The organism is Anabaena sp. 90 (genome assembly GCF_000312705.1).
Taxonomy (GTDB): Bacteria; Cyanobacteriota; Cyanobacteriia; order Cyanobacteriales; family Nostocaceae; genus Dolichospermum; species Dolichospermum lemmermannii.
In genome coordinates this window covers 680,301-703,319 of sequence record NC_019439.1, presented here as the reverse complement: position 1 = coordinate 703,319, position 23,019 = coordinate 680,301, and the positions used below count along the sequence as shown (strand labels likewise).

Genomic DNA, 23,019 nt, shown 5'->3' with positions numbered 1-23,019 from the left:
ATATAATTAGTTACTATACTGATAGATTTAATTATTTAATCCCAGAAATACGCAGAAAAATAGTTACGGGCATTTTTCCCTTATTTTTGGACATAATTTCATCAATAACTATATTCTGCTCCTGATTATCCTTACTCTAACTACTGTATTTTGATACTAAAATATCCATGGAAACAACTACAGGATCTAATTATAGTCAACCACCTAACAACTACCCTCCCTCTGTTCCCCTTTGGGTTTACCGAGAATTGACAGCGGAGTTACAAGCAGTACAATCTAAACTAAGTGTAGTTACCAGTCATAATCAAAAATTATCCCAGGAAAATCAACAACTGCGTCAAGAAATAACTAAAGTTATTGAATCTTGCTTAGAACTAAAAAAATTAGTTGAGACTTCAGCACCCAGCCCTCCCGCACCACCGTGTCCTCATAACGAGGAAGAATATCTACCTCAACCTACACCCCGTAATCATCAGGAGGTGAGATATACAAATAAGCCAACCGTGACAACAGCACCTCCACGACAACAGCCTACTACCCCTCGTCGAAAAGCAGTAATAAAAGCTACACCTCCCCAAAACGGTCGTCAGGAGTCTGTTACACCAACAAAAGATGTTAATTTTCCAGTATCAGAAAAAGTATTGATAGAAGAAAAGAAGGTCCGTTATTCTCCTAATCCTCAGTCTCAGACAAAAGGATTAAATGGGTTATGGCTAGTAATTACTATTATATTCATTATGCTAACTGGTTTTGCGGCTGGATATTTAATTGTCCGTCCTTTATTCCAAAATCAGATTCAACCTGCAACAATTAAAAATTAAAAAAAATTAACTAGTTTAGTCATCTAAAGCTGAATCAACCTATTAGTAAGAAACTTATATTTGTACCGAGATTTGAACTTTTACGAAATCACGAAAAACCTAGACGTGTAGGGGTTTAGCACTGCTAAACCCCTACCTATGAAAATTGACAGAAAATTACCTATCAACAGAACCCATGATTACGTCAATACTACCAAGAATAACAACGATATCCGCAACCTTCATTCCCCGCAGTAAATGAGGAAGAATCTGCAAATTGTTGAAATCTGCGGCGCGGATTTTCCAGCGCCAAGGGAAAACATTATTTTCACCAACTAAATAAATTCCCAATTCTCCTTTTCCACTTTCGACGCGGGAGTAAATTTCACCTTTGGGAACTTTGAAAGTAGGAGAAACTTTTTTAGCAACGTATTGATAATCAAAAGCATCCCATTCAGATTTTTTCCCAGCCATTATCCGTTTTGCTTCCAGGTTTTCGTAGGGGCCACCAGGTAAGCCAGCAATGGCTTGACGAATGATTTTTACAGATTCGCGCATTTCTCGCATCCGTACCATGTAACGAGCAAGACAATCACCAACGGTTTCCCACTGAACATCCCAATCGAAATCATCGTAACATTCGTAGTGGTCAACTTTCCGTAAATCCCATTTCACCCCAGAAGCGCGTAACATTGGTCCAGAAAGTCCCCAGTTAATCGCTTCTTCACGGGTAATAGTTCCCAAACCCTCAATGCGGCGGCGGAAAATGGGGTTATTGGTAACTAAACGTTCATATTCATCAACTTTAGGGATAAAATAGTCGCAGAAATCTAAACACTTATCTACCCAACCATAGGGTAAATCAGCAGCAACACCACCCACGCGGAAGTAGTTGTGATTTACCATGCGGTAGCCAGTGGCGGCTTCCCACAGATCATAAATCATTTCCCGTTCCCGGAATTGGTAGAAAAAGGGTGTTTGCGCGCCCACGTCAGCGAGGAACGGACCAAACCATAATAGGTGGTTAGCAATGCGGTTTAGTTCCAGCATAATCACGCGGATATAGCTGGCGCGTTTGGGTACGGTGATACCTGCTAATTTTTCTGGTGCGTTGACTGTCACCGCCTCATTAAACATCCCCGCAGCGTAGTCCCAACGGCTGACGTAGGGAACGTACATGATTGTCGAACGGTTTTCGGCAATTTTCTCCATTCCCCGGTGTAGGTAGCCTATGACTGGTTCACAGTCAACGACATCTTCACCGTCTAAGGTCATAATTAGTCGCAAAACCCCGTGCATTGATGGGTGGTGAGGTCCCATATTTAGCACCATTGGTTCGGTGCGGGTTTCTATTCTACTCATAGATTTGCTGTTCTCCCGTTGTGGATGTTGTAAATTGACCCGCTAAGATTAACCTGCTGCGATTGTTATTGTCTGCCAAAATTTAGCTTATAGGGATAATTTCTAGATTATCTCTACAAGGTGACGTTGGAGAGAGAATAGCAGAGTCGGTTTTGGACTTGATGTTTTATTTTGTGCCGCTACTTCAATTATTATAGGGAAGCTTGATATATCAGGGATTGAGAATCTGGATTTTTTTCATGTACCTGGGGGGTGTGGGAATGGGGAGAAATCTTCGCGGTTTGGATGACTAAACTAAAATTGTATCAAGGTCTTGGTGATTTTGCTGGTAGTTAAGATAGATTTAATTTATAATTACTCTAATTAATATCTATGGTTAAATCTTAGCTCACGCAGAGGCGCTACAGGCACGGAGGAAGAGAAACGGAGTTTTTTCAGGGGTGTGATTTAGTTATGAATTATTTACAAGTTTATTTTCAGGAAGTTAATCAAGTTTATCAAGGTCAAAATGCTACTGAACATAGTTATCGTCCTGCTTTGAAGAGGTTAATGGAGTCTTTAGATTCTGGTATTCAAGCTATTAATGAACCCAAACGAATAGCTTGCGGTGCGCCGGATTTTGTGGTAAGGAATGGTGTTTTGGAAGTTGGTCATATTGAAGCTAAAGATATTGGTGTTTCTCTCAAGAAAGTAGAAAAAACTTCACAAATGGGGCGTTATTTTCAGGCTTTAGGTAATTTGATTTTAACTGATTATTTAGAGTTTCGCTGGTATATTCAAGGAGAATTAAAATTAACTGCTTCTTTAGGAACTTTTGATAAAAACAAAAAAATCAAAGTTGATAAAGAAGGAATACAAGCAGTTGATCAACTTTTACAGCAATTTTTATTAGCTAAAGTTCCCCAAGTCACGACACCCAAGGATTTAGCTAAACGTATGGCTAGTTTAGGACAATTGATGAGAGATGCAATTAAAACGGCTTTACAGGATGTAAATCATGGGGGAATGTTACGTCAGCAGTTGGAGTCATTTCAACGAGTATTAATTAAGGATTTAACCGTTGAACAATTTGCAGATATGTACGCCCAAACTATTTGTTATGGGTTATTTGCAGCACGGTGTAATACTGATAATCCTCATACTTTTTCACGGGAAACAGCAGCTTTTAAATTACCGAAAACTAACCCATTTTTAAGAAGTATTTTTGGACAAATAGCCGGACCTGATTTAGATGATAGAATTAGTTGGGCTGTGGATAATTTAGCGAATATTCTGCAACAAACGGAAATGGCAGAAATACTCCAGGATTTTGGTAAACGGACTCGCAGAGAAGATCCTGTTGTGCATTTTTATGAAACGTTTTTGGCAGAATATGACCCCAAAATGCGAGAATCAAGAGGGGTTTATTATACTCCTGAACCTGTGGTTAATTATATTGTTAAAAGTGTAGATTATATTCTCAAGCATAAGTTTAATATTAGTAAAGGTTTAGCAGATTCTAAAAAGATTAAAATTCCTAATCCCAATGGTGAGGGAACTATCGAAACTCATCAAGTTTTGATTTTAGATCCTGCGGTGGGGACGGGAACTTTTATGCACAGTGTGATTGATTTTATTTATGATAAGTTTAAATCTCAAAAGGGGATGTGGTCAAGTTATGTGAGTCAACATTTATTACCCCGATTATTTGGTTTTGAATTGTTGATGGCACCTTATACTGTAGCACATATAAAATTAGTTTTACAGTTGCAAGAATTGGGTTATGATTTTAGTTCTGAGGAAAGGTTGAGGATTTATTTAACAAATACTTTACAAGAGGCTTTTCAGATTCCTGCTGCTGATGGTTTTATGAACAGAATTAGAGATGAAGCAGAAGCAGCAAAGGATATAAAACAAGATGTTCCTGTGATGGTAATTTTAGGAAATCCTCCTTATTCTTATGAATCTATAAATACTGACCCTTGGATTGTGGGATTAGTTAGAGATTATTATCAAGTAGACGGTAAACTTTTAGGAGAAAGAAACCCGAAAGGATTATTAGATGATTATGTAAAGTTTATCCGTTTTGCTCAACATCGAGTATCAGAAACGGGTTATGGTATTGTGGCTTTAATTACGAATCATGGTTATTTAGATAATCCCACTTTTCGGGGAATGCGTCAAAACTTGATGCAAACTTTTGATGAGATTTATGTTTTAGATTTACATGGTAATAGTAAGAAGAAAGAAGTTTGTCCTGACGGTTCACCAGACAAAAATGTTTTTGATATTCAGCAAGGTGTAGCAATCAGTATTTTTATTAAATATGAAAATAGTCAGCAAAAGTTAGCAACGGTTTATCATGCTGATTTATGGGGTACGAGGGAGGTTTATGAAAATAAGGAGTTGGTTGGAGGTAAGTATCATTGGTTAGCGGAAAATGATATTAGTTCAACTGATTGGAAAATTTTAAATCCTGAGTTTGAATTTTATCTTTTTCAACCTCAAAATCTTGAATTATCTAAAGAGAAAGATAATTTTTGGAGTATTAAAAATATTTTTACGGATAGCACACCTGGAATTGTAACAGCTAGAGATAATCTTACCATTCATTGGCAGAATAATGAAGTATGGAAAACTGTAATTGATTTTTCTAAAATTTCTGCTGAAGAAGCTATTATTAAATATAATTTAACAGATGACACTAGAGATTGGAAAGTCTATTTAGCTCAACAAGATATCAAACAATCAAAAATATCTAAAGATAAAATAACTTCTATTTTATATCGGCCGTTTGATTTAAGATATACTTATTATACTGGAAATACTAAAGGTTTTCATAGTATGCCGCGTCATCAAGTCATGCGTCATATAGTTAATTATGAAAACTTAGCATTAATTTCTGTACGGCAAGTTGCAGAAGGCATATTTAATCATATATTGGTAAGTGACTGTATTATAGATAATCGTTTAACTTTGAGTAATAAAGGATATGCAATCCTTTTCCCTCTCTATCTTTACCCAACAGATACCCCAACTTTATTTGATTCTCCACCCACTAACGCACCTGGAGGACGTAACCCGAACTTATCCCCAGAATTTATTACTGAATTTTCCCAAAAACTAGATTTAGAATTTATTTTTGATGGAAAAGGAGACAAAAAACAAACCTTTGGACCAGAGGATATTTTTAATTACATTTACGCTATCTTTCATTCTCCTAACTACCGTCAACGTTACGCTGAATTTTTAAAGATTGATTTTCCGCGTGTTCCTTTAACTTCCAATTCTGCGCTTTTCTGGGAATTAGTAATCAAAGGTGATAAATTAGTTAAATATCATTTAATGAAAGAAACAGGAACAGAAATTTCTACCTATCCTATTCCTGGTTCTGATATTGTGGAACAAGTCAAATATAATGAAAATCATCAACAAATTTGGATAAATTCTGAACAGTATTTTGATCAAGTTCCGCAACAAATCTGGAATTTTTACATTGGGGGTTATCAAGTTTGTCAAAAATGGCTAAAAGATAGAAAAGGAAGAGAATTGAATTTTGATGATATTAGCCATTATCAAAATATTATTTCTATCATATCGGAGACTGTAAAGATTATGGAAGATGTTGATAAAATCATTGATAAATATGGTGGTTTTCCGTTAGAATAGAATGCTGCAAAAGTAGGGGTTTAGCATTGCTAAACCCCTACAATTAAATACTAATTACCAATAAGTTTATAATGCAATCAGATTTACAAACACCCCTAGATTTAGAAGAAGTTACATTTTCTCATATTCCCGTTCTCAGTCAAGAAGTGATTACAGGTTTAAATATCCAACCTGGTGGAAATTATTTAGATTTAACCGTTGGTGGTGGTGGTCACAGTCGCTTAATATTAGAAACTGCTGAAGATGTGAAAATTACCGCAGTTGACCAAGATGAAGATGCTTTAAAAGCCGCAAAAGAGAATTTATCAGAGTTTGGGGATAGAGTTAATTTTATTCATAGCAACTTTGCCAATTACCAATTTATCGAAAATAGTTATGATGGAATTTTAGCCGATTTAGGAGTAAGTTCCTATCATTTAGATAATCCAGAACGAGGTTTTAGTTTTAGAAATACCGCAAATTTAGATATGCGAATGAACCAACAACAATCCCTCACCGCTGGAGATATTATAAATGAATGGGACGAAAAAGAATTAGCAGATATTTTCTTTAAATATGGTGAAGAGAGACTTTCTCGCAGAATAGCCAGAAGAATTATTGAGAAACGCCCATTTGATACTACTACAGAACTAGCAAATGCGATCGCATACTCCGTCCCCCCTAAATACCGACATGGGAGAATTCACCCCGCAACTCGTGTTTTTCAAGCCTTACGTATAGCAGTCAACGACGAATTAAAAGTCCTAGAAACCCTCATAGAAAAAGCACCCAACGCCCTGATTCCTGGGGGAAGAATCGCCATAATCAGCTTTCACAGCTTAGAAGACAGACCAGTTAAACATGGTTTGAGAAATTCGCCATTATTGAGGATATTGACAAAAAAACCCATAATTGCCACAGAAGAAGAAATAAAACAAAACCCCCGTTCTCGTTCTGCTAAATTGAGAATAGCAGAAAAGAAAAACATAGATAATTGACACCCTTAAACTCCTTCTTCCTTTGCTCCTTCTTCCTTTGCGCCTTTGCTCCTTAGCGCCTTTGCGCGAAACCTTAATCTAGATTTCCCATGCAAAACACCCTCCGTCACCGTCGCCAAAAACTAGCAGAAATCATAGACTTTCCCGCCATTCTCTGGTCTGGTGATAGCAGTCCCCGCAACTTCCCAGCCAATACCTTCCCCCACCGCGCCAATAGCCATTTCCTCTATTTCGCCGGAATTCCTCTCGAAAATGCCGTCATTCGCCTAGAAAGTGGCAAGCTACAACTATTTATAGATGACCCCCACCCCAGTAGCGCCCTGTGGCATGGAGAAACCCCCAGCCGAGAAGAAATTGCTGCCAAAATAGGCGCAGATGAAGCCAAAACCATGGCAGAATTAGGAAATTATTTAGAAAATGTGGCGACTCTTCCTGTACAAGATGCAACTACTTGGACACAGCAAACCCAACTTTTAAATCGCCGGATTTTACCAAAAAATCCCCTGTCAGGAATTGATTTAGAATTAGCAAAAGCCATTGTTTCCCTGCGACTTACCCACGACGAAGCCGCCTTGGTAGAATTACGTAAAGCTGCGGCAGTGAGTGTAACAGCCCACAAAGCCGGAATGGCGGCAACACCTTCAGCTAAACTCGAAGCCGAAGTCCGTGCCGCAATGGAAGCAGTAATTATGGGTGAAAATATGACCACTGCCTACACCAGTATTGTGACAGTTCATGGTGAAGTTTTACACAATAATCATTATTACCATTCCCTGCAATCAGGAGGTTTACTTTTAGCTGACGTAGGTGCGGAAACCGCGACGGGTTGGGCTGCGGATATTACCCGCACTTGGCCTATTTCTGGGAAGTTTTCATCTACCCAAAGAAATATTTATGATATTGTTTTAGCTGCCCATGATACTTGTATTCAAAATATAGCTCCTGGTGTAGAATATGCAGATATTCATCTATTAGCAGCAACTACAATTGCTGAAGGTTTAGTAGATTTAGGAATTTTACGAGGTAAACCAGAAGATTTAGTAAAAATGGATCTTCATGCTTTATTTTTTCCCCACGGAATTGGGCATCTTTTAGGTTTAGATGTTCATGATATGGAAGATTTGGGAGACATTGCCGGCTATGATCAAGGAAGAAGCCGAAGTAGTCGTTTTGGTTTAAGTTATTTACGGTTAAATCGTCCCTTGCGTGCAGGAATGTTAGTGACAATTGAACCAGGATTTTATCAAGTTCCCGCAATTTTAAATGATCCAAAAACTCGTTCTCAATATCAAGATTTAGTCAATTGGGAACGATTAGCACAATTTTCAGATGTGAGGGGAATTCGCATTGAAGATGATGTATTAGTTACAGAATCAGGAAGTGAGGTTTTAACAGCCGCATTACCAAATCAAGCCAGTGCTATTGAAGATTTAGTTGCTTGTTAAATATGGTATGCTAAAAAACGTGAATTTATTAAAAATGCTTCCGGAACAACCAGAGCCTATTTTATTAGCCCAGATTTTTGCCAAGCTTACCTCTCTTGGTCGTATTCACAATGCTTCTACAACCGTTGAACCCTCGTAATTTGACCAAGGTATTGTTGGGCGATCGCCTTTCTAGCAGCAGCAAAAGCAGCAGATTCTGGATTTTCAGAAGAAAGTTCATGAGCGATTCCTACGGAGCGCTTCGCTATCGCATCGGCATCGATCACTGGTAAATTAGATGCAGACAACTTGGTTAGACTAGATTTTCCCGATCCGTTAGCACCAGCAATGACAATTAACTCTGGCATATCTCATTGGATTTCTTCCAGAATTTCTTCGCTGCCATCTTCTCGTAACCGATATTCATATTTTCGGCCATCGGATTCCTCCCGTACCAACTTTTCCCCAATAGCGTGCATTCCTTGGCAAAATATTTGCATTTCTCACAGGAAGACGCATCTTTGTGTGATCCCAACCCACTGGATAAATTTTTACGCTATGCAATCAATCCTCAACAATTGCGAGCAGGAATCGAACTCTGGGTAGCCGCATTTCCTTCAGCACACAATTTCTTACCATCTCCACACAAAGCAGGTCAGATTGTCCCCACAATAGGCAATGCGATCGCCTCCAATCTTGGACAATCCGCCGAATATATTCATGTCCAATCAGCCAAAACTGATGAAGAAATTTATCAAACATTACTCGCCAGTGCTGCTATTCCTTTAGCATTTAAATCGCGCCAGATTGATGACAAGCATTATGTTGATGGTTGGCTAGGTGATAATGTCCCTCTCAAAGCCTTAGCAAATCGCGGTTGTACCCATGCGATCGTCATTCATTTAGGAAATGGTGAACTTTGGAATCGTCATGAATTTCCAAACCAAACAATAATTGAAATTCGTCCAACAGAAGATATGGGTGGTCTTAACAAATTACTAGATTTCAGTCCCGAACGGATTCAACTCTTGCAAAACCGAGGTTATCAAGATGCTAAACGGATTCTTGAACCAATTTTACAAACACTGATGATCGAGCGATCGCGCCAAGAAAGTTTTGCGCGGCTTCAGGAAACATCAAAGCGATTAAGAGACGATCCACCAATCTATTAGTTAAAACTGAATGATAAAACAGACTTGGGGTGCGGTACAAATAAACAAGGCACTGTGCGCTATTATTTCGGGTGTGGGGATAGGGATGATCTCCTGGGGGTGTAATGCTAATAACTCCCAGCTTGAAGAGACAAGATGGAATATATATAGAAATAATCGTTATGGTTTTGAGTTTCCTTATCCGAATACTTGGCAGCAATTAGGAAACCCAGACAACAGTGATGGTATTGCTTTAGTTTCACCAAACAAAAAAAACGTAGAAATTCGCGCCTATGCAAGTAAGCCTTTATTGAAATTCGCAACTGAAAATCCCCAGCCAGTCCCTAATTTTCGGACTCATCAGGGGTTTTCTGGGGTATTAGCTGTAGAAGCGGGGGAAAAGGTGACTGTGATTAAATTGACTATTAGCCAAGAGAACTTGGAGTATCACTGGCAAGGACAAAGCGGCAGCAAAGACTTTCAAAATTATTATCGGCTGTTTTACTACATTGCCCAGGAGTATAAAATTAGTCAGTAGTCAACTTAACGTAAATTGATGTCCCTTCCAGCCAGGGAATAAATTCCCTGTCTAAAAGTTAAAGTCGGTTAAAACCGACTGTTGGAGCATATTGACACTCTCAGGGAGCCAAGCCGCGCTCGTTTTACGCTTACCGGATGCTCTTATAAATAGGATAATTTTTGATTTTGAGTTAACCAGAGTGCGTTTTAACGCACTTTAGCTTTTAGACCAGAACTTAAGTTCCGGGCAGGAATGTTGCAGCCAAACAAATAAGCTATCCCTAGCCTAAGCAGCCAGTTTTACTGAGTGACTCGGTGACTCCTGCTGTAATTGATTCCTGTCTTAGTGAGAATTTAATGATGAAGAAGGGACACAAAACCTGGTAGATTTAGCTATCAGCGAGTAAAAACTGGTAAAGATGAAAGTCCTGGTAATTGGTGGTGATGGGTATTGCGGTTGGGCAACCGCGCTTTACCTTTCTAATCGAGGTTATGAAGTTGGAATTTTAGATAGTTTGGTGCGGCGACATTGGGATAATGAATTGGGTGTAGAAACTCTTACCCCAATCGCACCAATTCAGCAACGTCTCCAGCGGTGGCAGGATTTGACTAGCAAGTCTATTGATCTGTTTATCGGCGATATTACTAATTACGAGTTTCTGCACAAAGCCTTACACGAATTTCAACCAACTGCAATCGTGCATTTTGGTGAACAGCGTTCAGCGCCATTTTCCATGATTGACCGTGAACACGCTGTTCTTACCCAAGTCAATAATGTGGTTGGCACGTTGAACTTGCTGTACATTATGCGGGAGGATTTCCCAGATTGCCATTTGGTGAAATTGGGAACAATGGGTGAGTATGGAACTCCCAACATTGACATTGAAGAAGGATACATCACGATTGAACACAACGGCCGCAAGGATACTTTGCCCTATCCTAAGCAGCCTGGTTCTATGTATCACTTGAGCAAAGTCCATGATAGCCATAATATCCACTTTGCTTGCCGGATCTGGGGTTTAAGGGCTACAGACTTAAATCAAGGGATAGTTTACGGTGTCTTAACCGACGAAACGGGGATGGACGAACTGTTAATTAACCGCCTGGATTATGATGGCGTATTTGGTACAGCACTGAATCGCTTCTGTATTCAAGCAACTGTAGGACATCCCCTCACCGTCTACGGTAAAGGTGGACAAACTCGTGGCTTCTTGGATATTCGGGATACGGTGCGATGTATTGAATTAGCGATCGCTAATCCTGCCGAACCAGGAGAATTCCGTGTGTTTAACCAATTTACCGAACTATTTAGCGTCGGTGACTTGGCAATGATGGTGAAAAAAGCCGGTAACGCTATGGGACTGAATGTGGATATTAACCACATAGACAACCCCAGAGTGGAGAAGGAAGAACACTATTTCAACGCGAAAAACACCAAACTCTTGGATTTGGGTTTACAACCACATCTTCTCTCGGATTCTCTACTTGATTCGCTATTAAACTTTGCTGTCAAGTATCAGCACCGAGTTGATCACCAACAAATTCTTCCCAAAGTCTCTTGGCATAGAAAATAGGTGACAGGTGACAGGTGACAGGTGACAGGTGACAGGTGATAGAAAGAGCGTAAGAGGCAACAGTAGATTAATTTTCCACTCCTGACTCCTAACTGCGCCCCTACCTCCTGACTTCTGACTCCTGACTCCTGACTCCTGACTCCTGACTCCTACCTCCTTCTTTTTATGAGAATTGCTCTATTTACAGAAACCTTTTTACCTAAAGTTGATGGCATCGTAACCCGCTTGCGCCATACTGTTGACCATTTACAACGTCATGGCAATCAAGTTTTGGTATTTGCCCCTGAAGGTGGTATCACTGAACATAAAGGTGCGAAAGTTTACGGAGTTAGTGGCTTTCCCTTACCTCTCTATCCTGAGTTAAAAATGGCACTGCCTCGCCCGGCAATTGGTCATGCTTTGGAAGAGTTTAAACCAGATATTATTCATGTTGTTAATCCCGCAGTTCTCGGATTATCAGGGATTTTCTATAGTAAAGTTCTGAAAATTCCTTTAGTGGCTTCTTATCATACCCACTTGCCCCAATACCTGCAACATTACGGGCTAGGAATGTTAGAAGGGTTACTTTGGGAGTTGCTTAAAGCTGGTCATAATCAGGCTGAGTTAAATTTGTGTACCTCTACGGCAATGGTAAAGGAACTTTCAGCCCATGGAATTGAAAGATGTGATTTATGGCAACGGGGAGTAGATACAGAATTATTTCATCCTGATTTAGTCAGTGCGGAAATGCGATCGCGCTTATCCCAAAATCATCCAGATAGCCCCTTGTTACTGTACGTTGGTCGTCTTTCTGCTGAAAAGGAAATCGAACGTATTAAACCCATTCTAGAAGCCATTCCTGATGCCAGATTAGCATTAGTCGGCGATGGACCCCACCGACAAACTTTGGAAAAACACTTTGCGGGGACAAATACTTATTTTGTCGGTTATCTGATGGGTAAAGAATTAGGTTCGGCTTTTGCCAGTGCTGATGCCTTTATTTTTCCTTCCCGCACAGAAACACTGGGATTAGTTCTGCTAGAAGCTATGGCCGCAGGGTGTCCTGTGGTAGCAGCCCGTTCTGGAGGTATCCCTGATATTGTTACAGATGGAGTTAATGGATATCTTTTTGATCCGCAAGCCGATATTCAAGAAGCGATTAATGCTACAATCCGTCTGTTGAAACAACGGGAGGAAATCACTATTATCCGCACAAATGCCCGTGCAGAAGCAGAAAAATGGGGATGGACATCGGCTACACAACAACTTGAAGATTATTATCAAAAAATAATCTTAAATAGTAGCAGGAGTCAGGAGTCAGGAGTCAGGAGTCAGAAGCGAGAATAAGAGGGCTGGCTTTTTCTCTAAATTTTCCACCTCATTCAATTGCATACAGCCAGGAATTTTTGCACCATTACCAGGCTGGCCGCAATGCTTATATATTAAGGGATTTTACCCAAGCGATCGCCCGCTTCAAATTAGCTCAAGTCATCGAACCGACAAATCAGGCTGTTCATATCCATTTAGAGCGCGCCTACAAGTACCAGCAAATACCGCCACCAAAGTCCTGGGATGGTGTTTGGACAATCATCACGAAATAGTCAGTTGTTCGTTGTCAGTAGGGGCGAAGCATTTGGAAGATAAATTATCGGTCATTGCCAAAAATAGTTCTCCAAATGCTTCGCCCGTACAGTTGTCAGTAGTCAGTTGTCAGTAGTCAGTGGTCAGTTGTCAGTGGTCAGTGGTCAGTAGGGGCGAAGCATTTGGAAGATAAATTATCGGTCATTGTCAAAAATAGTTCTCCAAATGCTTCGCCCGTACAGTTGTCAGTAGTCAGTTGTCAGTTGTCAGTTGTCAGTTGTCAGTAGTCAGTTGTCAGTAGGGGCGAAGCATTTGGAAGATAAATTATCGGTCATTGTCAAAAATAGTTCTCCAAATGCTTCGCCCGTACAGTTGTCAGTAGGGGCGAAGCATTTGGAAGATAAATTATCGGTCATTGTCAAAAATAGTTCTCCAAATGCTTCGCCCGTACAGTTGTCAGTAGGGGCGAAGCATTTGGAAGATAAATTATCGGTCATTGCCAAAAATAGTTCTCCAAATGCTTCGCCCGTACAGTTGTCAGTTGTCAGTAGTCAGTTCCTTCTTCAGAACCGTTACTTTGAAAAGGTTGTTCACCGATTTTCAGTTCTTTCTTTGAGTGCTTTAATTGCTTCCAAAGTAACTTAATTTGATAATAAGCCTCATCTGGTGAGATCTTGCCACCTGTTTCTAAATTGCAGATATAACTGACTTTCTGGGCAAATTCCTGTAAGTTCGCGTTGAATACCAAGTTTTCTGGTTTTACATGACCATAATAGCGACCACGGGGATAGAGAAAATCTTCTTTACTCATCATTCTTTTTTCTCCATTTACTCAACTACTGATACTTTTAACCGAGACATTCCCTGACAGCTGAGATATCGTGAATGTCCAGTACAACATTACCAACTGAGTTGATAAAGGTGGTATCCCACATTGCCTTGAGCAAAATCCCCAAGGCTCCTCTATTTTTTCAGAATGGGATGGATAAAATTATTACATCCTGCTGATAGTTTAGCGTGGCGTGATCCCATAAGTAGAGATTGAAGGCAGTTATTCACGTTTAGTTATTCTCTAATTTATTAAAAACATATTGTATTAAGTTCAATAAGTTATTAATATATTCCTTAAGATAGATTAATATATTCCTTTTTGCAAGACTTGGAAAAATTTTTTCCTTGCAAGCTCTAATTATACATTTAAATTGAAATATAACAAAATTCCCGACTTCTCTAAGAAATCGGGAATATGAAGTATCAATTGTAATTTGCCACCTAAGCAGATGGACGAGTTGCTTCTAATAAACTGGAAAAGTAGAAGCTTGTCCGCGTCATAGCTTGTCTTTGGACTGAAAAGCCATTTTTTTGCAGAATTTTGACTACATCAGCTTCACGATGTAAATAAGCGCGAGTGGTTTTACTCGGACCAGGAAAGAAAGTACCGATTTTTTTGAGGATAGTCAGGAAGAAGGTTTTCGGGGCAAAACTGAGAATGATTCGGTCTGAAGCTAAAGAACATAGATGAGAAATCATTTCATCAGCTTTGTCTTGAGGATAATGAATCAGAACATCTAGACAGATGACAGTGTGATAATTGCCACTCAAAGATTCCAAATCCTGTACCGCAAAAGAGGGATTTACGGTATTGAACAAAGCCATGACAGCCCTATCCTGGGCTTCTGATACCATTTTAGCGGAAATGTCGCTGGCATAGACCTTAGCGCCATCTATAGCCAGAGGAATACTCAGACTACCCACACCACAACCAGCATCACAAATTGATAATGATGGTAAATTGTTGTCAGCTTTTAACCAGCCGATGACATTATCCACAGTTTGCTGATGTCCAGTGCGAATATCTAGCTGGACTTTGTTGACTTCACCATCACCATAGATGCGTTGCCACCGATCAAAACCTGTGGAGTTGAAGTATTCGCGGACTATTGTTTTATCGTCGGCTGCGGTCATAAACTCAATTGTTAGTTATTCACAATTACTAAAACTATCATTTGTCATCCCAATTATATGTAGGGCTGCACAGAATCATGAAATCCATGAATTCATCCGTCCTTATCTGCGTTTATCTGCGTTTATCTGCGGTCAATTATTCTTGAAATCTGATTCTATGCAGCTTGATCTTAATTTGGTATCAGTGGATTCTCAGCGACAAAAATTCCAGCCAGTGTTAAATTCTTAAAAACCGACTAGCTAATTTAATCGCGTCAGCAATATCCACATCACCATCACCGTCAGCATCTAGAAATTGATTTAGTAATGGATTACCACCAGATTGTAAGAAACTCAAGACTAAAGGCACTAAACTTGGTAATAATTGTTGAATTGTATTCACATCTAAGCTAGTACCCTGGGCAGCATTTTCCGCTACTTCTGCTTGAATATCTGGAGAAAATAAGGTATCTACAGCTTGGGAATTGGCGGAAGTGCCGGCAAATTGATTGACTAAATCTTGTACAGATTCACTTCCGTCGCTGGTTTGTTTTGCCTGTAAAGATGATTGTACTTGTTTACCAACTACTGATAAAACTGATTGCATGGTGGAAGAGTCTGCACCAATGCCATTACCTAATTGTTTCACTGTGGTAGCAATATTTATCAAGTTATCCAAACCACCTGGTTGATTGGAATTGCTAACCGCACCCAGAATTTGATCAAACAGTCCCATTAATTTTTTCCTGTTGTTTTTAATATCTCCTAATTATTAATAATACAGCAGAATTGAGCAATCAGGAGTCACCGAATAAAATCAAGATCATGATCTTGATGAATGAGAAATTGGGAGAAATATGGTAAATTCTGTACCTTGATTCGAGTCAGAATGAAAAGTAATTTTCCCCTGATGTTTTTTAACGACAATTTCATGGGTAATTGCTAAACCTAAACCAGTCCCAACACCTCTGGGTTTAGTGGTGAAAAAGTTTTCAAATATTTTCTGCTGATTTTCTGGAGGAATACCTGAACCATTATCTATAATTTTAATTAATACCCAGTCATTTTCTTGCCGTTCAGTAGTTATGTTTATTGCTGGTGAAAATTCTGAATTTTGAGCAGATTTTTCTTCTATAGCATCAATAGCATTACTTAAAAGATTCATGAAAACTTGATACAATAATCCTGTATAACCGGTTATTTGGGGAATTTCTCCATAGTTTTTGATAACGCTAATTTTATTTTTAAGGCGATTATTCAAAATTAATAATGTACTATCTAGACAAAAAGGAATATCTAATAATTGTGATTTATTTTCATCTACACGCACAAAATCTTTTAAACTCCGAACAATTTCTTTAGTTCGTTCTGCGCCAATTGTCATAGACTGAAAAAGTTTAGGTATGTCTTCTGCTAAAAATTCTAAATCAATTTCTTCCGCTACAGCTTGCACTTGTGGTGGTGTTTGGGGAATTTCCGATTGATATGTTTTCAGAAGTCTGAATAAATCATCAACATATTTGTGTGCGTGAATTAAATTGCCAGTGATCAAGTTTACAGGATTATTAATTTCATGGGCAATACCAGCTAACATTTGCCCTAAGCTGGACATTTTTTCACTTTGAATTAGTTTAGATTGGGATTCAGCTTGTTGTATTTCTAAAAGATGTTTTACTTGTTGAATTAGGAGATTTAAAGAGTTGGCTAAATCACCTATTTCATCTTGAATATTTATAGATATTTGTAAATCAAAATTTTCTTCATTGGTAACTTTTCGAGCAATATTAGTAACTTCTAAAATTGGTTGAGTAATAATTTTACTGGTGGATAAAGCGAGAATATTAGCTATTAATATGGAAGTTGCCATACTCACAATAATAATCACATCTTGTACTTTTAATGCGTGATTGTAAGCTAAATTTGCTTGTTCTTTAGTTTGTTCAATGGGTTCTCTTAGGGTTTCTAAACTGTAAGCAAAGTCAGAAAATTTCTCTACATTTTTAATTTGATATAATTTTAAAATTAACTGCTTTATTTCTGAATTTTTATTTGATTGTGCATCCAGTTGAGAAACTTTTTCGACTAATTCTTTGAGTAATTGGATGTAGCTGTTGATATTTTGTTGATATTTTTGACTCCAATCGGACAAATTACCATTTTTCTGGATTTGAGTAAAGTTTTGAAATTTAGTAAATTGAATTTCTAATTTATCTATTTCTGTGTTTAATTCAGCGATTTCTTTGGGTAACTTGTCTGGTTGATCTAATGTTGCTATAATCTTTTGTTGATGGATGAGAGATCCTAAAATTCCTCTTTGTAAATTATTGAGTAAAATATCTTCTTGATTGATTAAGATTGTCTTATTTCTAGCTGTTTGAAAATAGCTATTACCTACTAATAACCCTCCAGATGTACCTAAAACTGCTATTCCCAGGGAAAGAGTATACCCCAAGACAATTTTTTGTCTTATCCTCAAGGAAGGGAATAATTTTTTTAAAGAGCTAAAATGTTTAAATTCAGAGATAAAGTTCATATTGTGACTCGGCCTTTAACTTTCCCATGAATTGGGGTGAGACAAAAAATGCGGAATTTAATAGCCGGTCATTAAGAGGTTGTTTGAAAAGTATTATATGAAACCCATAATCTCCAAAAACCTAACCCCCCTACCCCCCTTCCCTGCAAGGGAATGGGGGTTTTAAAGCCTCTCCCCTGGTAGGGGAGAGGTTTGGAGAGGGGTCTGTTTACACATGAAAAACTTTTAAAACATCCTCTAAGGGAACACTGCACACAAACTGAATGTTAGTTTAGCAAAAATTGTGGCTTTTTACTTTCTCGCTGAGAAAAACACTGTATAGATCCTAAATTTTATCATTCATGCCCTTGTCTCGTATTGTTACACTGATTGTTGGCCTGATCGTCATTTTGGCGTTAACCCTATGGCTAATTGATTCTCTTTCCCGGTTGTACTGGCAGTTGTCCTATTCTCCGCTGTTGGGTAATTTACTATTATTACTGCTAGTTTTACTGATTGGTGGTTTAATTGCTGCCTTTGTTTATTATGTATTGGTGCTGCGGAAGGGAGAGGCAAAATCCCGTCGTCAACGCCCAAGAGTGACTTCTGCCCAAATTCCTGCGGCTAAATCTGATGCGGCTTCTTCGACTCTGCAAGCGGTACGACAACAGGTAGCCCAAATTCAAGATGAGGTGACACGTCAAGCTTTGCTAAGTCGCACTAAGGAAATTGAAACGAATTTAGCGAAAGGGGAAATTCAAGTTGTGGTTTTTGGTACGGGTAGTGCCGGTAAAACTTCTCTGGTAAATGCGATTATGGGGCGGATAGTTGGTGAGGTGAATGCCCCAATGGGAACAACTCAGGTGGGAGAAACCTATTGTTTGCGCTTGAAGGGCTTGGAACGGAAGATTTTAATTACTGATACTCCAGGGATTTTAGAACCGGGAGTAGCGGGTACGGAACGGGAACAACTGGCTAGGGCTTTAGCGACGGAAGCGGATTTATTGTTATTTGTGGTAGATAATGATTTACGGCGTTCTGAATATGAACCACTGCGGGGTTTAGCGGAAATTGGTAAGCGATCGCTTTTAGTGCTGAATAAAACAGATTTATACACGGAGACTGATATAGAAGTGATCTTAGCCAGATTGCGGGAACGAGTACGTAGCTTTATTGCTACTAATGATGTGGTAGCGATCGCTGCTAATCCCCAAATAGCCGCATTAGAAACCGGCGAAACCTTCCAACCAGAAGCAGATATTATCCCCTTGTTACGGCGCATGGCCTCTATTTTACGCGCTGAAGGTGAAGATTTAGTAGCAGATAATATTCTCTTACAATCTCTGCGCTTAGGAGAAGAAGCTCGCAAACTTATAGATTCTCAACGTCGTCGCCAAGCTGATAAAATTGTAGATCGTTATCAATGGATCGGCGCGGGCGTAGTTTCTGTCACACCATTACCGATGGTAGATTTACTCGCAACCGCTGCTGTTAATGCCCAAATGGTAGTAGAAATTGGCAGGCTTTATGGTTGTGATTTAAACATGGAACGAGGTAAAGAATTAGCCCTATCTTTAGGAAAAACTATTGCTGGTTTAGGTATCGTTAAAGGGGCAATTGAATTATTATCAACGGCTTTGCAACTTAATGTGGCTACTTTTATTGTAGGGAGGGCAATTCAAGGAGTGACAGCCGCATATTTAACCCGCATTGCTGGGAAAAGCTTTATCGAGTATTTTCGTCATGATCAAGATTGGGGTGATGGGGGAATGACAGAAGTTGTGCAACAACAGTTTCAGATTAATCGCCGTGATGAGTTTATCAAAGTTTTTGTCCAAGAAGCGATCGCTAAGGTCGTCAAACCTTTAACTGATACCTTTGCAGAAAAAGAAGATTATAAGTAAAAATACTGAAATGATTATTGAATATTTCACATACTGAATTATTTCCTATAATTCCGGAAAATAGCAGCCGATGTCAGAAAAGATATATAAGGATTTCTGACTAACTAGATCATGAGCAACCAGATGATCGGCCAAGTATTACAAGATCGTTACCAAATTGTGCAACCACTTAGTGCAGGAGTGTTTGGACAAACATTTATTGCTGTGGATATGTACCACCCAGAAAAACCCAGATATGTTGTCAAACAATTGAAGGTGAATCACTATCAATCTACTTCCTATTTTGACCACCGGAGATTGCGGTTTTTAAAAGAAACTGAAACCCTCAAACATTTAGGTCGTCATCCCCAAATTCCGGAACTTATTACCTGTTTTGAAGAAAATGAGCGGTTTTATTTAGTCCAACAATTTATTCCTGGAGAGTCTTTAGCAGCAGAATTACCTCATGATCCTGAAAGTCATGGTAAATGGAGTCAAGTTGATATTATTAAGTTTCTAGAAGATGCCTTATCTATTCTTGAATTTATTCACTCTCAAGGCTTTATTCATTGTGATATTAAACCAGAAAACTTAATTAGACGAGCTATAGATGCCAGATTAGTATTAATTGATTTTGGCTCAATTCAACCAGTAGACTCTAGTATTGAAACAGAATTTTCCATAGATCAAATTCCTGTCACATCATTAGGTTACATTCCCCCAGAACAATTTATTGGTCAAACCCAACCCAATAGTGACCTTTATTCCTTGGGAATAATTGCTATTCAAGCTATTACAGGACTATCTCCCTTAGAATTAGAAATTGATGCTGAAACTAATGAAATTATTTGGTGTGATCATGACACCTCTATGAATGATTATTTAGTTGCTTTCCTCAATCAGATGATCCGCTATCAACACCAAGAACGATTTCAATCTGCCAATGAAGCACTATGGTTACTCCAGCATATAGAATGGGACAATAACCCAGCAGAAATACAAATAGCAGAGTCTCAATTATCTGATAAAACTATTGAAACGACAGATCAAAAATCCCAACCATTACTAGCCGGACTGCGATTAGGTTTATTAATTAATTCGGTTCTACTAGGATTGGGAGTATATTCTTTATTTAACAATTCTCAAGCTTACTCAGCTACAGAAATTTTATATAAAGCCATAGCCAGATATCAATCTGGAGATTTACAAAAAGCCATTAATTTAGCTCGGTCAATCCCCCTTAATAGTAATGTTTATCCAGAAGCTCAAGCTTCAATTGAAGAATGGCAAAACCAATGGCAAAAAGATGCAAAACATTATGTTCTCACTGAAAAAGCTTTAAAAGAACGACGATGGACAGACGTATTATATCATGCACCTAAAGTTCCAATTAATTCATATTGGCAATCGAAAATTCAGCCCCTAGTTGCACAAGCAAAATTAAATATTGAAGCCCAAACACAATCCTTATTAGCCAAAGCTTATGCAAAAGCCGAGGAGAGAGATTTCTCAACGGCTTTATATTATCTACAGCAAATACCTGAAGAAAGTTCTGCTGGTGCTATGGTTAAACAGAAATTAGCTGAGTACAATCAAAAACGTCAAGTTAGATCAGGATACTATTTATATCAAGCTCACAATCAAGCCTGTATAGGTAACTTTTTCGCAGCAATTAAACTACTGGAAAGAGTTCCTAAAGATGCTGAAGTTTATGCACAAGCAAGAGTCAAACTAGAAGAATATTCCCACAAGTTACGTCTACGTAATCAGCAACAAGAATTAGCTATCCTAAAAACAGTTCCCCTTGCTGAAAGACAAAACACTCCTATTCAGCGGAGAGTATCTCTTCAACCAGAAGATTATTTACAGGAAGTAAATATTCGTAATTAAGCTGAGAAATGGGGAATAGAAGATAATTTTACCAATTCCCCCCATGGTTATTTTCCGTTGTTGCATTGCTATTCTGGGTACACGAATGTCTTTGTGCGATAATTCCGACTTGCAGAATCCCTCGGTTCACGACTGGGGGTATTTTTTTATCTATTCAATTAGACGGAAATAAATTAAATTTAAACTTTCCTATAGACAGAGACAATCTTCTAAAGATCAAGTTAGATTTACAGTTGAACTAGTCCACATTCCAATGTCTTTAATCATAGCCTCCAGTTATTTTTTAGGCTGGAGGTGATTCTTTATAAATCTTTGCTTCATTTCTATTTGATCATTGAAATACTTTTTCTAGATTATCCTGTTCTTTTTGTAATAAAGTGGTAATTTGTGTATACTCATTAAATAATGAAGCATGATTAAGAGTATTTATTAACAGGTCAAATTTATGTGCTTCTCTTGTATCACCATGAGCTAAAACTAAGAGGATGTTTGAAAAGTGGTATTCCGTAATTTTCATCACATTGCTACCCCCCTTAGTCCCCCCGTGTAAAGGGGGGAAACAATAAAAATCCAGTTCCCTCCCCTTTACAAGGGGAGGGTTAGGGTGGGGTAAAAAATATTTGATACATCAACCATAACTTTTCAAACACCCTCTAAAGGACGAATAGATAACCAAGTGCGATTTATATTTTTCGATGTTTTATTTAACCAGGGTTTATTTCCTGTGGGAATCCAGATTTCTAATTCTCGTTCAATGATTGGTCATGTAATTATTACAATTGGACTTTTGCCTGATTAAATTTGTTTTTTTGCATGAGGGTAAAGAGGTGAATTTGGCAAATTTTCACCTTGTTGTTGCAGAAAATTTCCTTTCCGGTTAAACATACAGTAGGCTTTTTGGCGATTGAATATGGTTGCTTTATTTACGCCGTGATGTACTAGTTGCTTGTTTGCTAATTTTTCTTAACTTATGTTATGGTATGCCAATGGCATACATACCACTGGTAAAAAGCGGTCGAATTTCTGGGATTGCACCCCAATACGTTGAGGAGATATGCAGATGAAGGGAAAATCAAAAGCATCAAAAACCCCGCAGGACAAAGACTGTATGATGTCGAATCATACGTCAACGGTAGCTCAGAACGAGCTACCATTATTTGTTACTGCCGAGTTAACTCCTCAAAACAGCGAGATGATCTCGACAGACAAATCGCTTATAGAGATATCCGGTAAGCGTAAAACTCAGTGTCTTTAGACCTGAGATATAAGCGAATCCTGCGGTTTTAACCGCATAGAGTTTTTCTTTTTGTAAAGATTGGTTAAAATGAGCAAAGGTTTATCGCCTTTGTATTTGATGATGTTATACTATTCACGACAGGAATGGTAATCAACCTGTATAAAAACCTAACTGCCTAACAGCTTTTCTGTACCTTGACAATTGAGGATATGGGGTTCTATTCCATAGTTTTAGTGACTACCCTCCGAATAGGTAAAATCTTCATGGGAGCTAGACTTGTGTTGAGCGAAGTCGAAACACGACACAGAATTTAAACTCAAGCAAAATTTGCAGTAATGCAACTACCTTGTCCGCTGAGGGAAAGTTAACCCTTCGGCTTCGCTCAGGGTTAAAGCCGAGCGGAGTCGAGGCTTTAACGCTTGGGGAGAGAACCACCTCTGGCTTAGATACCGCAAGGGTTCTAAGTTAAGTGGACTCGTTGAACCAAGAATCTCAGCGGCTTGGCTCCCTGAGAGTGTCAAATGCAATCCCTCTATCC

The 23,019-nt window shown here is 38.7% G+C and carries 21 protein-coding genes; 13 read left to right on the top strand and 8 right to left on the bottom strand.

The genetic code is table 11. The annotated features are described in order from the left end of the window. The first annotated feature begins 167 nt into the window (after positions 1 to 167). Positions 168 to 821 (top strand): hypothetical protein, encoded by a 654-nt coding sequence (locus ANA_RS21980; protein WP_015083615.1) that lies wholly within the window; start codon positions 168 to 170, stop codon positions 819 to 821. Positions 822 to 977: 156 nt separating this feature from the next. On the opposite strand, the gene ANA_RS21975 is transcribed toward ANA_RS21980, so the two are convergent. Beyond that, positions 978 to 2,162: an NAD(P)H-quinone oxidoreductase subunit H gene (locus ANA_RS21975; protein WP_015083614.1), complete on the bottom strand. Its 1,185-nt coding sequence runs from the start codon at positions 2,160 to 2,162 to the stop codon at positions 978 to 980. A 453-nt stretch (positions 2,163 to 2,615) separates the two neighbouring features. On the opposite strand from ANA_RS21975, the gene ANA_RS21970 reads away from it, so the two are divergent. From ANA_RS21970 to ANA_RS21960, 3 genes are all read left to right on the top strand, one after another. Further along, positions 2,616 to 5,810, top strand: coding sequence for a type ISP restriction/modification enzyme (locus ANA_RS21970; RefSeq protein ID WP_015083613.1), 3,195 nt, complete (start codon positions 2,616 to 2,618; stop codon positions 5,808 to 5,810). Positions 5,811 to 5,881: 71 nt separating this feature from the next. Beyond that, positions 5,882 to 6,787 carry a 16S rRNA (cytosine(1402)-N(4))-methyltransferase RsmH gene (rsmH, locus tag ANA_RS21965; protein ID WP_015083612.1) on the top strand — a complete coding sequence of 302 codons (906 nt, stop codon included), beginning with the start codon at positions 5,882 to 5,884 and terminating at the stop codon, positions 6,785 to 6,787. An 89-nt stretch (positions 6,788 to 6,876) separates the two neighbouring features. After that, a complete protein-coding gene (locus ANA_RS21960) occupies positions 6,877 to 8,232 on the top strand; it encodes an aminopeptidase P family protein (RefSeq protein ID WP_015083611.1) in 1,356 nt (451 codons plus the stop codon). A gap of 116 nt (positions 8,233 to 8,348) precedes the next feature. Here the strand turns inward: ANA_RS21960 and ANA_RS21955 are convergent, their stop codons facing one another. Together ANA_RS21955 and ANA_RS28390 are read right to left on the bottom strand one after the other, a co-directional pair. After that, positions 8,349 to 8,579 (bottom strand): dephospho-CoA kinase, encoded by a 231-nt coding sequence (locus tag ANA_RS21955; RefSeq protein WP_041458605.1) that lies wholly within the window; start codon positions 8,577 to 8,579, stop codon positions 8,349 to 8,351. A gap of 3 nt (positions 8,580 to 8,582) precedes the next feature. Then, positions 8,583 to 8,711, bottom strand: coding sequence for a hypothetical protein (locus ANA_RS28390; RefSeq protein ID WP_256369510.1), 129 nt, complete (start codon positions 8,709 to 8,711; stop codon positions 8,583 to 8,585). Here ANA_RS28390 and ANA_RS21950 point away from each other — a divergent pair. The 6 genes from ANA_RS21950 (at position 8,706) to ANA_RS27975 (ending at position 13,660) form a co-directional block, all read left to right on the top strand. Further along, entirely contained in the window at positions 8,706 to 9,383 is a 678-nt protein-coding gene (locus tag ANA_RS21950; RefSeq protein ID WP_051155256.1) for a patatin-like phospholipase family protein, read from the top strand. The genes ANA_RS28390 and ANA_RS21950 overlap by 6 nt on opposite strands. Positions 9,384 to 9,393: 10 nt before the next feature. After that, positions 9,394 to 9,900 carry a hypothetical protein gene (locus ANA_RS21945; RefSeq protein WP_015083610.1) on the top strand — a complete coding sequence of 169 codons (507 nt, stop codon included), beginning with the start codon at positions 9,394 to 9,396 and terminating at the stop codon, positions 9,898 to 9,900. Positions 9,901 to 10,300: 400 nt separating this feature from the next. After that, positions 10,301 to 11,455: an NAD-dependent epimerase/dehydratase family protein gene (locus tag ANA_RS21940; protein WP_015083609.1), complete on the top strand. Its 1,155-nt coding sequence runs from the start codon at positions 10,301 to 10,303 to the stop codon at positions 11,453 to 11,455. Between the two features lie 165 nt (positions 11,456 to 11,620). Beyond that, a complete protein-coding gene (locus ANA_RS21935) occupies positions 11,621 to 12,781 on the top strand; it encodes a glycosyltransferase family 4 protein (protein ID WP_015083608.1) in 1,161 nt (386 codons plus the stop codon). Positions 12,782 to 12,840: 59 nt separating this feature from the next. Then, positions 12,841 to 13,035 (top strand): hypothetical protein, encoded by a 195-nt coding sequence (locus ANA_RS25160; protein WP_323294571.1) that lies wholly within the window; start codon positions 12,841 to 12,843, stop codon positions 13,033 to 13,035. Positions 13,036 to 13,285: 250 nt separating this feature from the next. Further along, on the top strand, positions 13,286 to 13,660 hold the full coding sequence (locus ANA_RS27975; protein WP_235082099.1) for a hypothetical protein: 375 nt from the start codon (positions 13,286 to 13,288) through the stop codon (positions 13,658 to 13,660). Here the strand turns inward: ANA_RS27975 and ANA_RS27970 are convergent. The 4 genes from ANA_RS27970 to ANA_RS21915 all read right to left on the bottom strand — a co-directional run bounded on the left by ANA_RS27970 (position 13,560) and on the right by ANA_RS21915 (position 17,492). Next, entirely contained in the window at positions 13,560 to 13,826 is a 267-nt protein-coding gene (locus ANA_RS27970) for a DUF7219 family protein (RefSeq protein ID WP_041458604.1), read from the bottom strand. The two genes, ANA_RS27975 and ANA_RS27970, sit on opposite strands and share 101 nt — an antisense overlap. 461 nt (positions 13,827 to 14,287) lie before the next feature. After that, entirely contained in the window at positions 14,288 to 14,980 is a 693-nt protein-coding gene (bchM, locus tag ANA_RS21925) for a magnesium protoporphyrin IX methyltransferase (protein WP_015083606.1), read from the bottom strand. A 217-nt stretch (positions 14,981 to 15,197) separates the two neighbouring features. Beyond that, positions 15,198 to 15,695, bottom strand: coding sequence for a DUF937 domain-containing protein (locus tag ANA_RS21920; protein ID WP_015083605.1), 498 nt, complete (start codon positions 15,693 to 15,695; stop codon positions 15,198 to 15,200). Between the two features lie 87 nt (positions 15,696 to 15,782). After that, complete coding sequence (locus tag ANA_RS21915) at positions 15,783 to 17,492, bottom strand: sensor histidine kinase (RefSeq protein ID WP_015083604.1); 1,710 nt, start codon at positions 17,490 to 17,492, stop codon at positions 15,783 to 15,785. A gap of 341 nt (positions 17,493 to 17,833) precedes the next feature. On the opposite strand from ANA_RS21915, the gene ANA_RS21910 reads away from it, so the two are divergent. Both ANA_RS21910 and ANA_RS21905 read left to right on the top strand, forming a co-directional pair. After that, positions 17,834 to 19,375: a YcjF family protein gene (locus ANA_RS21910; RefSeq protein ID WP_015083603.1), complete on the top strand. Its 1,542-nt coding sequence runs from the start codon at positions 17,834 to 17,836 to the stop codon at positions 19,373 to 19,375. A 123-nt stretch (positions 19,376 to 19,498) separates the two neighbouring features. Next, a complete protein-coding gene (locus ANA_RS21905; RefSeq protein WP_148279156.1) occupies positions 19,499 to 21,244 on the top strand; it encodes a serine/threonine-protein kinase in 1,746 nt (581 codons plus the stop codon). A 331-nt stretch (positions 21,245 to 21,575) separates the two neighbouring features. On the opposite strand, the gene ANA_RS26880 is transcribed toward ANA_RS21905, so the two are convergent. Continuing rightward, entirely contained in the window at positions 21,576 to 21,764 is a 189-nt protein-coding gene (locus ANA_RS26880) for a hypothetical protein (protein WP_162471205.1), read from the bottom strand. A 509-nt stretch (positions 21,765 to 22,273) separates the two neighbouring features. Here ANA_RS26880 and ANA_RS21895 point away from each other — a divergent pair. Continuing rightward, complete coding sequence (locus tag ANA_RS21895; protein WP_371260419.1) at positions 22,274 to 22,477, top strand: hypothetical protein; 204 nt, start codon at positions 22,274 to 22,276, stop codon at positions 22,475 to 22,477. Positions 22,478 to 23,019 lie beyond the last annotated feature (542 nt).

Bases quoted from the DNA above. Each gene is read 5' to 3' on its own strand.
- ANA_RS21915 (WP_015083604.1), bottom strand. From the start codon at position 17,492: ATGAACTTTATCTCTGAATTTAAACATTTTAGCTCTTTAAAAAAATTA.
- ANA_RS27970 (WP_041458604.1), bottom strand. From the start codon at position 13,826: ATGAGTAAAGAAGATTTTCTCTATCCCCGTGGTCGCTATTATGGTCAT.
- ANA_RS21940 (WP_015083609.1), top strand. From the start codon at position 10,301: ATGAAAGTCCTGGTAATTGGTGGTGATGGGTATTGCGGTTGGGCAACC.
- ANA_RS21980 (WP_015083615.1), top strand. From the start codon at position 168: ATGGAAACAACTACAGGATCTAATTATAGTCAACCACCTAACAACTAC.
- ANA_RS21960 (WP_015083611.1), top strand. From the start codon at position 6,877: ATGCAAAACACCCTCCGTCACCGTCGCCAAAAACTAGCAGAAATCATA.
- bchM (WP_015083606.1), bottom strand. From the start codon at position 14,980: ATGACCGCAGCCGACGATAAAACAATAGTCCGCGAATACTTCAACTCC.
- ANA_RS21920 (WP_015083605.1), bottom strand. From the start codon at position 15,695: ATGGGACTGTTTGATCAAATTCTGGGTGCGGTTAGCAATTCCAATCAA.
- rsmH (WP_015083612.1), top strand. From the start codon at position 5,882: ATGCAATCAGATTTACAAACACCCCTAGATTTAGAAGAAGTTACATTT.
- ANA_RS21955 (WP_041458605.1), bottom strand. From the start codon at position 8,579: ATGCCAGAGTTAATTGTCATTGCTGGTGCTAACGGATCGGGAAAATCT.
- ANA_RS21970 (WP_015083613.1), top strand. From the start codon at position 2,616: ATGAATTATTTACAAGTTTATTTTCAGGAAGTTAATCAAGTTTATCAA.
- ANA_RS21945 (WP_015083610.1), top strand. From the start codon at position 9,394: ATGATAAAACAGACTTGGGGTGCGGTACAAATAAACAAGGCACTGTGC.
- ANA_RS21935 (WP_015083608.1), top strand. From the start codon at position 11,621: ATGAGAATTGCTCTATTTACAGAAACCTTTTTACCTAAAGTTGATGGC.
- ANA_RS21975 (WP_015083614.1), bottom strand. From the start codon at position 2,162: ATGAGTAGAATAGAAACCCGCACCGAACCAATGGTGCTAAATATGGGA.
- ANA_RS21910 (WP_015083603.1), top strand. From the start codon at position 17,834: ATGCCCTTGTCTCGTATTGTTACACTGATTGTTGGCCTGATCGTCATT.
- ANA_RS28390 (WP_256369510.1), bottom strand. From the start codon at position 8,711: ATGCAAATATTTTGCCAAGGAATGCACGCTATTGGGGAAAAGTTGGTA.
- ANA_RS21905 (WP_148279156.1), top strand. From the start codon at position 19,499: ATGATCGGCCAAGTATTACAAGATCGTTACCAAATTGTGCAACCACTT.